The following is an 8,783-nucleotide window of genomic DNA, read 5'->3' as shown; positions in this document are numbered from 1 at the left end:
TGAACCTAAGGGCGGGTACGGCATCCAGTTGCTCGTTTCTGATATGCCTATCAAAAACTGTTAAAACATCGAGTCCGTGAAAATACCGACTCTTCATTCATAATACAAGGGCGGGTGCAACCCGCGCCGCCAGAACGCGATGTAGTCGAGACTGCCCTGAGTGCGGCGTCGGTTGCACCCGCTCTACAGATAATAATTTCCTTCCCAAAAATGGCGATGGGAGAAAAAACAGGAGAAAATTAACATGTCCAATCAATTTCAACGTATCGTTTTAGCCTCACGCCCAAGTGGCGAAGTAACAGCAAATAACTTTCGTCTGGAGACGGTACCAGTCCCAACAATCATGGACGGCCAAGTTTTAATCCGCAACCATTTTCTCTCACTCGATCCCTACATGCGCGTGCGCATGGACGATGCAAAAAACTACGCGGCACCACAAGCTTTGAATGAAACCATGATCGGTGGCACGGTAGGTGAAATTATCGCTAGCAAGAATCCACAATTTCAGATTGGTGACAAGGTCATCGGCATGATGGGATGGGCGGAAATCGGCGTGTCGGATGGCACTTTGTTACGCAAACTGGACACCACGCATATCCCTTTATCGGCTTACCTCGGTGCAGTTGGTATGCCAGGCATGACAGCGTGGTATGGTTTTACCCAAATCATGCAAGCGAAAGAGGGCGAGACAGTCGTCGTTTCGGCTGCAAGCGGTGCGGTTGGTAGTGTGGTTGGGCAATTGGCGAAATTGCGTGGCTGCCGCGCTGTTGGCATCGCAGGTGGCGCAGAGAAGTGTGCTTACGTGGTGAATGAATTAGGCTTTGATGCCTGCGTCGACTATAAAGCTGCCAACCAAGCAGGCAACCTAGCCGAGCAACTTGCCGCCGCCACGCCGAATGGGATTGATGCGATTTTTGAAAACGTCGGTGGTGCCAGTTTTGACGCTTGTTTGTTACGCGTCAATCCATTTGGGCGTATCGCTTTGTGTGGAATGATCTCCGGTTACGATGGTGGCGACATGGCGATTCAAAATGCGCGTATGCTACTCAGCATGCGTGTGACTTTGCGCGGCTTTATTATTTCCGAACATCTAGATTTTTGGCCGCAAGGATTGAAAGAATTGGGCAGCTTGGTTGCACAAGGTAAATTGAAATTTAGAGAAAGTATCGCACCTAATTTAGCTACAGCGCCTGAGGCATTTATCGGTTTGTTGAAAGGTAAAAATTTGGGTAAACAATTGGTGCGACTGATCCCTGAATAAAAATTGAACGACAGTAGAAAGAGAAACATGGACACAACACTACAAGTGAAACTCGGCGAATGGTCAGAATTGCAGGTCGATGCGCAAGCGGTGCGTACTGCCGTATTTGTCGAAGAGCAGAAAATCCCGGCCGCACTCGAATGGGATGTGATGGATGCACAATGTCTGCACGCAGTTGCCTACGACGCGCAAGGCAAAGCAATAGGCACAGGTCGCCTGCTACCGGATGGACACATAGGGCGTATGGCGGTCTTGAGCACTGCGCGTAATTGTGGTGTCGGTGCAGAAATTCTGCGCCAACTGATGGCGCAAGCAAAAATTCGCGGCATGCAGTCTGTGCAACTCAACGCGCAAATTTCCGCGGCACCGTTTTATCAGCGCGAAGGTTTTAATCGCGAAGGCGGTCTGTTTATCGAAGCGGGCATTGAACACGTGCATATGAATAAAACCCTGTAAATATCTCACTGGGAATATTCATTGTGTTGCTGAATATCCCCAGTGCAAAAAATAAGCCAATTCCAAAGCTAATTACTTTAGAATTGGTTTTTTTGTTAATGGTCGCTCTCGCGAGCCTATTCTGACATGAGCCAACATAGCCAGTTCACCCTACTAAAAGAGCACCGCTTTGCGCCGTTTTTCTGGACACAGTTTTTTGGGGCATTTAACGACAATGTTTTCAAAACTGCCTTACTCACTGTTTTGACTTACGACGCCTTAACCTGGACCACGATGGATGTTAGCTTGTTGAATAATCTGATTCCAGGTTTATTCATTTTGCCCTTCGTTTTGTTTTCTGCAACGTCCGGACAACTTGCCGACAAATATGAAAAAGGCCGCATGGCGCGTTACGTCAAGTTGCTAGAGATCACCATCATGATGATCGCAGCATTCGGCTGGATGACACACAACATCTGGGTGTTGGTTGCTGCTGTCGCTGGCATGGGGATTCATTCCACCTTATTTGGCCCTGTTAAATATGCGTACTTACCGCAACATTTACATGCCGATGAACTGGTTGGTGGTAATGGCGTGATTGAAATGGGAACTTTCGTTGGGATTTTATTGGGGGAAATTTTAGGTGCGATGTTAGTCGTACATAAGCCCTGGGGTGTTGAGTTGGTGGCAGGTGGGACGATTTTGATCGCGGTGATTGGATGGTTATTTAGTTTGAGAATACCGGTTTCGCCCGCACCTGTTCCTGATTTGGAAATCAATTGGAATCCCGCCACTGAAACTGTCCGTAACATTAGTTTTAGCAAAAAAAATCGGCCTGTCTTTTTGTCACTATTGGCGAACTCGTGGTTCTGGTTTTATGGTGCGATCTTGCTTGCGCAATTTCCACTCTACGCAAAAGATTATCTGCATGGCGACCACAGCGTTTTCGTCTTGTTACTGACGATCTTTTCTTTTGGTATCGGTGCCGGGTCCCTATTGTGTGAACGACTGTCAGGTCACAAAGTTGAAATTGGCTTAGTGCCTTTCGGTGCTATTGGCTTATCGATTTTTGGCTTTGATTTATATTTGTCGAGTTTGATGTACACCAACACAGCGGCCGTCACTGCAATGACATTTATCGATCAGATCGGTAGCTACAAAATCTTGCTCGATATTTTCATGATCGGTATTTTTGGTGGCCTGTATATCGTGCCTTTGTTTGCCTTAATCCAAACCCGCTGTGATCCTAAGCACCTGTCGCGCACGATTGCAGGTATGAATATCATGAATGCCTTGTTCATGGTCGTCGCGGCTTTGGCAGCAATGCTGATGTTGAAGCAAGGGTTCACGATTCCACAAATTTTTATGGCAACTGCGATTTTGAATGCGCTGGTAGCGATCTATATTTTCAGTGTAGTACCAGAATTCTTGATGCGCTTCGTTGCGTGGATTTTGATACACACGGTACATCGCGTCAAAGGTATTAATGTGAACAAAATCCCCGAAGAGGGCGCTGCGGTGTTGGTCTGTAATCACGTCAGCTATATGGATGCGATAGTCATCATGGCATATAGCCCGCGCCCAATTCGTTTTGTGATGGATCACGGGATTTTCAAAATTCCCTTCTTATCTTGGGTATTCCGTACCGCGAAAGCGATTCCGATTGCATCAGCGAAAGAGAATCCTTGGTTAATGGAAAAATCTTTTGTCGACATTGCACAGGCTCTGCACGAAGGTGACTTAGTGTGCATTTTTCCAGAAGGGAAATTAACTCGCGATGGAGAAATTAATGAGTTCAAAGGCGGGGTGATGAAGATAGTTGAACGCAGCCCAGTACCTGTGATTCCTATGGCATTACGTGGGCTCTGGGGTAGTTTGCTATCTCGCGATAAAGGAAATCCATTCCATCGTTCATTCCGCCGTGGTCCGTTTTCACGTTTAGAATTGATTGTTGGTGAGCCTCAAAATCCTGACGAGATTTCACCGGAAGGTTTGCAGCAACAGGTGAAGGAGTTGCGTGGGGATTGGAAGTAACAACGAGAGTAAGTGTACGTAAATGCCCTGATTGAATTATTCAGGGCATTTTTGTATCAATCATGTAATTTAAACTGGCACCTTAAACCGCCGCCGCAACCATGCAACCAAGCCACCAATAACCGGCAATTTCTCCCACAACTCCTCAGCAGCATCCCAATAGTCGCGGTGATCGGTGATTAATCCTCTATCGTTGAAAGTCAACATAGAACCACCTTTCACAATATAGTTCTTGCTGCGCAAACCGAAATGAAATTCCCAGGTGAGGAAAGCTTTTTGATCTTGCTCTATCACTTCATCAAATATGAAACGTGGTTCTTGTGTCGTTGCGAACATATGTTCGAAAATTGTGCGGATTGCAGCGACTCCTTTAACGTCGTTGAACGGATCTTTGAATCTCGCCTCATCTGCATAAAAATGTGCAATGTTGTTGAGCGAAACGGGATTGAGCGTGGCATACCAATCCATGATGTGTTGAACTTGTTGTGTGGGCATCTTCAGTGAATCCTAATGACGATTCTGGCTGTATGAAAGAATCGATTATGCGACGACAAAGCGACGTATCAAAGCGAAGCGACACCGGTAAGGGAGCATTTGCAGTAACTTTAACCCTAAAGTAAATCGTTTGGGAAAGTGTATTTCAAAATCACCACGCGCTATGCCTTGCAAAATAGCGTCGGCAGCTTGCTCTGGCGTTTGTAACGCAGGCATATCAAAGTTATTTTTATCGGTGAGTTCGGTTCGCACAAAACCGGGATTGACCAAATAGACATTGATATTTTTTTGATGCAAATCGCTGTAAAGTAATTCACTCAAATTGATCAGTGCTGCCTTGCTCGGCCCGTACACGCTGGCATTCGGCAAGCCAACATAGCCAGCGACGCTCGCCAATATCGCGAGTCCACCACTGCCTCGTTTGAGCATGTGAGGCAAGACGGTCTGCAAGCCATGATAGACACTTTCTAAATTGATTTTTAAAGTCGCTGCTGCATCGTTGGCATCCACATCCCAGCTACGCTCTGGTTGATATTTTGCTGCGCAAAAAATGACGAGATCAATACTAGGATGACGTGCTTGCAATTGTTGACTGGCACCTTGCCAAGCGGCTTGATCGGTGACGTCGAAAGGAAGGACATCCGCCTGTTCATGATTTGCTGCGACTAACTGTAATTGCTCCAATCGACGCGCCGATAAGATGACGTGCGCACCTTGTCGCAATAATGCTTGTGCCAAAGCAGCTCCTATACCACTGGATGCGCCTATGATCCAGATAGTTTTACCTTGCCAATCACGTATTGGGCGATTGAGTGGTGGGAGGAAGGGGAGATTCATGTCGTTCTCCGGCGGAAGAACAAAGTTACCTCGCCAACTTCAAACCCGAATTTACGCATCTTGGCACGATTGACCATGGTGTTTTCATCGATCAAATACATCCAATCATCCATCTGCATCTCATAGGTGTCACCGTCGACTGGTAGCAACAGGCTATATTGCCATTTGAAAGCGTTTCCAGCCGCTTCACCGATGGCCTCGCCTTTGACATCATCAGCCTTACCTGACCAACGACCGTCTGCATTCTTTCTCAAATGCCAGATGCGTTGTTGTTTGCTGCCATCATCATATTGAAAGCGCTCATCAAGAACTAATTCATCACCTATCTTTTTGGTTTCAATCACGACATGAAAGCGTTTAATGACTGCGCCACTGCGTTGTTGAAACATGCCCCATGCATCGATCGTACCGAGAAAAAATTTCTCTAAATCGAGGACCGGCTTTACGTCCTTGTAATACGTAACGTCGGTCACTGCACATGAACTTAGCAGCACGGTACAGAACGCCAAATTAATTGCCAAAAATATTTTTTTGATCATGATGGAAACCTCTTGGAAAAATTTCTGAGTAGGAAGAGTGCGATCAATTTGAAAGCGCAGGGAAGTGCCGCATACGTGAAACTTAATGCCAGTAAACCGGTGGATTGAATGCTGTGTTGAATACTGTGAATTGTTTGGCTTGCTTGATTTGCGTAATCAGGCTGATAACCAAGTAAAGCTAATAAACTGAGACTTAAGCCCGCAAGGGCTAGCGTGAATTTGCCAATGAGTGACCACAGTCCAAAATAGGCGCCTATGCTCTGTTTGTCTTCCACCACCTGCGTTAACAAAACAGGAGGCAACGCAAGATCAGCGCCCAAGGCAAAACCAGATGCGATACAGAGCACCCAAAAGGCATTCGTATCGCCAGCGCCTAGCAAACTGGCACCAACAAAACTCAAGACAGCAATCACCATGCCCAGTTGCCATGCACGTTGTGCGCCGACATGTTTTGCAAGTTTCATCCAAAGTGGTAAGCCACAAGCTCCCGCAACAAAATAGGATGCCAAAAAAAGTGCGGTTTTTTCTGGAGCCTGAATCCTATCGTTGATAAAAAACAGAATCAGACTCGCAGGAATAGCAACTGACAAGGAATTGAAGAAGTAGACCGCCAACAATTGCACAAAAGCCTTGTTTGCTAGCAGGGCCCGCAGCGCTATTGATTTGTAATGCGTAGCTTGTTGATGTTGTGTGCGCTTGAAGGGTTTTGTCGCTCCCAATAAAAGCGCGGCAATCCCGACAACAACTAAGAACGTGAACAATGCGGCGTATTGCGTCAGCTGATGTGATAAGTTCAGTGACAAGCTCAGTGACTGGTTCAAAGACGAGTGCTGCGAATTTGAATCGTGCAAAATAATCCAGCTCGGCACAATACTGGCGAGAATCACTCCCACTAATCCAAAAGCTTCGCGCCACGCCGATGCACCTAGCAATTGATGATAGACCGTATCTTGTTGCGCACTTTGGGTGTCAAAGCTTGATCCCCATGATAGGTAGGCAATATTCAGCATGCTATGTGCGGTGTACGCGAGACTAAGCATCACTCCCAGCCAAATCAATAAAGTGCTGGGACTATCTCGAACTGAATCTGGTGGCAACCAGAGGCCTGTAAATGCAAGGCAGAGTAAGAATGCCGACACGATTAGCCAAAGCCGATTGCTGCATCCAAATCGATCAATCAGTTGTCCAATAAACGGGTCTTGTACGGTATCAAACAAACGCGCAAAGAAAAGCACTAGCCCCGTGCTGGCAAGTGGCAATCCTAATTGCGCGGTGTAATAATTGGGAATTTGCACGTACACCGGCAATGCGGCCATCGCGAGCGGCAGCCCCAGTAATCCATAAAAAATTAAGGGTGCGGCTTTCACGTCGGTGCGCCGATGGCTGTCGATTTGTTCGGGCCGAGCAATTGCTGACGTAAATTTGTGTCCTTAGTGCGTGGGTCTAACCAAATCGAGAAAAAGGCATTGGCGAATGCTTCATCAGGAATTTCTGCTAAGAGTTTCTGTTGGCTATAAAAGCGACAGCCCACGCCCGGCAAAAATACGCCGATCAGTTGATCGCCTGACTTCACATCAATGAAGGCCTTCTCCATATATTGACGCCAGGTGAGCAATTTCTCGGCGCTATATTTATTTTCATGCAAGCGTTTAATTTCATCGATACTGGAATCAACAAAGCGCTCACGGCTGATGGATTTGCTGTAAGTGATTTCTAAAGCAAAGGTGGCGCCAGGATCTAAACCGCCGTCTTTGTTGGGAGTTTGCTGCCAAAGTTTCGCTGTATAAATAGAAAATCCCCACCAGCGAAATTCACCGCCACCCAGCATCTTCGCTTGCGGCAAATGCTGGCGCCACGTCTCTGCATAGACACTGCTGCTTAACAGGATCGTAAACGCCAAGCTAAATGAACATAGTCGACGCAATTGGTTCAGGCTAATACGCATTATGAATCTTTCTGAAGCAAGAATTGATACACGTCAGTCCGTCCTTCATCGAATCCTGCCTCGCAGTATGCGAAATATAATTGCCAGATTCTTTGAAATGCGGTGCCAAAACCCATACCTTGAATGCCATCGAGATTGTTTTCAAAATCATGATTCCAGCGGCGCAAAGTCTCTGCATAGTCTTTTCCGAACGCATATTCATCGCGCGTCATCAAGCCATGCTTTTGGGCCAGTTGGACAAATCGTGGCGGGCTGGGCAACATGCCGCCAGGGAAGATGTATTGTTGAATAAAGTCAGTTCCGCTGCGATAGCGTTCAAATCGGGCATCATCAATGGTAATCGTCTGTATCAGCGCTTTGCCGCCCATCTTCAAGCGTTGATTGACTGTTTCAAAATAGATAGGCCAAAATTCTTCGCCCACTGCTTCAAACATTTCTATCGACACGATCGCGTCATAAGTTCCCTTTAGATCTCGGTAATCGCAGAGTTCTAGTTGTACCAAATCTTCGCGCTTAGCTTGTGTAATTCTTTGGTGCGCGATTTCTAATTGAGAAGGCGAGATCGTCACTCCATGGACGTGGATCCCAAGTGTGGATGCGTGTTCGGCGAAGCCACCCCAGCCACAACCAATTTCCAAAACGCGATCACCGCTTTTCAATCCAAGCACATCAATAATGCGTTGATATTTTCTATACTGTGCTTCTTGTAAACTGATTTGATAGTCACCATAAAAAATCGCACTGGAATAAGTCCAACTCGGATCTAACCACAACTGATAAAACGCATTACCAATGTCATAATGGGCATGAATATTCTTGCGACTTCCTTTACGTGTATTCGGACGCAACAGGTGCTTTAATTTGTACCAGAGCCCCATCAATTTGCCGCCAAAAATTGCTTTATCTAAGGCGCTATCGTTTTGGATTGCCAGGCGTAACAGTGCAGTTAAATCGCTGGTGCTAATCCAACCCGTTTCGAAGCTTTCAGCAAATCCAATATCACCCCCTTGCAAAATCTTACGACACGCTTGCCAGTCGTGAATCTGCAAAATAACCGATTGCGCTAATTGCTGATCACCAAATTTCAGCACCTCTCCTGAAGGAGTTACAAGATGAAGATTGCCGTGCTTAATCTTGGACAACATTCGGATAAACAAACTAGCTGATGTGGGCATAGGGCTTGCAGCGTCTGCGGTGTTTGTATGACTGTCAGCGCTCATTGTGTTCGATGTGTTAG

9 protein-coding genes are annotated in these 8,783 nt (G+C 46.5%); 3 read left to right on the top strand and 6 right to left on the bottom strand.

The genetic code is table 11. The features are described 5' to 3' along the window. The first annotated feature begins 244 nt into the window (after window positions 1-244). The 3 genes from H8K55_RS17905 to H8K55_RS17895 all read left to right on the top strand — a co-directional run bounded on the left by H8K55_RS17905 (window position 245) and on the right by H8K55_RS17895 (window position 3,730). Window positions 245-1,261 carry an NADP-dependent oxidoreductase gene (locus H8K55_RS17905; protein ID WP_186943426.1) on the top strand — a complete coding sequence of 339 codons (1,017 nt, stop codon included), beginning with the start codon at window positions 245-247 and terminating at the stop codon, window positions 1,259-1,261. Between the two features lie 27 nt (window positions 1,262-1,288). Further along, window positions 1,289-1,717, top strand: coding sequence for a GNAT family N-acetyltransferase (locus tag H8K55_RS17900; protein ID WP_186943425.1), 429 nt, complete (start codon window positions 1,289-1,291; stop codon window positions 1,715-1,717). A 126-nt stretch (window positions 1,718-1,843) separates the two neighbouring features. Next, window positions 1,844-3,730, top strand: coding sequence for an MFS transporter (locus H8K55_RS17895; RefSeq protein ID WP_186943424.1), 1,887 nt, complete (start codon window positions 1,844-1,846; stop codon window positions 3,728-3,730). Window positions 3,731-3,799: 69 nt separating this feature from the next. Here H8K55_RS17895 and H8K55_RS17890 read toward each other — a convergent pair whose 3' ends face one another. The 6 genes from H8K55_RS17890 to H8K55_RS17865 are packed head-to-tail and all read right to left on the bottom strand — an operon-like array spanning window position 3,800 to window position 8,766. Then, window positions 3,800-4,225: a nuclear transport factor 2 family protein gene (locus H8K55_RS17890; protein WP_186943423.1), complete on the bottom strand. Its 426-nt coding sequence runs from the start codon at window positions 4,223-4,225 to the stop codon at window positions 3,800-3,802. A gap of 45 nt (window positions 4,226-4,270) precedes the next feature. Continuing rightward, window positions 4,271-5,062, bottom strand: coding sequence for an SDR family NAD(P)-dependent oxidoreductase (locus tag H8K55_RS17885; RefSeq protein ID WP_186943422.1), 792 nt, complete (start codon window positions 5,060-5,062; stop codon window positions 4,271-4,273). Further along, complete coding sequence (locus tag H8K55_RS17880) at window positions 5,059-5,601, bottom strand: DUF3833 domain-containing protein (RefSeq protein WP_222612519.1); 543 nt, start codon at window positions 5,599-5,601, stop codon at window positions 5,059-5,061. The genes H8K55_RS17885 and H8K55_RS17880 overlap by 4 nt, the downstream gene beginning before the upstream one ends. Next, the gene (locus H8K55_RS17875; protein ID WP_186943421.1) at window positions 5,598-6,968 is read right to left on the bottom strand and encodes an MFS transporter; all 1,371 of its coding nucleotides are present in this window, start codon (window positions 6,966-6,968) and stop codon (window positions 5,598-5,600) included. The genes H8K55_RS17880 and H8K55_RS17875 overlap by 4 nt, the downstream gene beginning before the upstream one ends. After that, a complete protein-coding gene (locus H8K55_RS17870) occupies window positions 6,965-7,546 on the bottom strand; it encodes a chalcone isomerase family protein (RefSeq protein ID WP_186943420.1) in 582 nt (193 codons plus the stop codon). The genes H8K55_RS17875 and H8K55_RS17870 overlap by 4 nt, the downstream gene beginning before the upstream one ends. After that, window positions 7,546-8,766, bottom strand: coding sequence for a class I SAM-dependent methyltransferase (locus H8K55_RS17865; RefSeq protein WP_408057985.1), 1,221 nt, complete (start codon window positions 8,764-8,766; stop codon window positions 7,546-7,548). The genes H8K55_RS17870 and H8K55_RS17865 overlap by 1 nt, the downstream gene beginning before the upstream one ends. Window positions 8,767-8,783: the final 17 nt, after the last annotated feature.

This window comes from Affinundibacterium flavidum, assembly GCF_014284175.1.
In the GTDB taxonomy this organism is placed as follows: domain Bacteria; phylum Pseudomonadota; class Gammaproteobacteria; order Burkholderiales; family Burkholderiaceae_D; genus Undibacterium; species Undibacterium flavidum.
This window is presented reverse-complemented; position numbering and strand designations above follow the sequence as displayed.

What these genes read in the sequence shown, in the direction of transcription:
- H8K55_RS17885 (WP_186943422.1), bottom strand. Translation starts at nt 5,062, where the DNA reads ATGAATCTCCCCTTCCTCCCACCACTCAATCGCCCAATACGTGATTGG.
- H8K55_RS17890 (WP_186943423.1), bottom strand. Translation starts at nt 4,225, where the DNA reads ATGCCCACACAACAAGTTCAACACATCATGGATTGGTATGCCACGCTC.
- H8K55_RS17865 (WP_408057985.1), bottom strand. Translation starts at nt 8,766, where the DNA reads ATGAGCGCTGACAGTCATACAAACACCGCAGACGCTGCAAGCCCTATG.
- H8K55_RS17870 (WP_186943420.1), bottom strand. Translation starts at nt 7,546, where the DNA reads ATGCGTATTAGCCTGAACCAATTGCGTCGACTATGTTCATTTAGCTTG.
- H8K55_RS17895 (WP_186943424.1), top strand. Translation starts at nt 1,844, where the DNA reads ATGAGCCAACATAGCCAGTTCACCCTACTAAAAGAGCACCGCTTTGCG.
- H8K55_RS17900 (WP_186943425.1), top strand. Translation starts at nt 1,289, where the DNA reads ATGGACACAACACTACAAGTGAAACTCGGCGAATGGTCAGAATTGCAG.
- H8K55_RS17905 (WP_186943426.1), top strand. Translation starts at nt 245, where the DNA reads ATGTCCAATCAATTTCAACGTATCGTTTTAGCCTCACGCCCAAGTGGC.
- H8K55_RS17880 (WP_222612519.1), bottom strand. Translation starts at nt 5,601, where the DNA reads ATGATCAAAAAAATATTTTTGGCAATTAATTTGGCGTTCTGTACCGTG.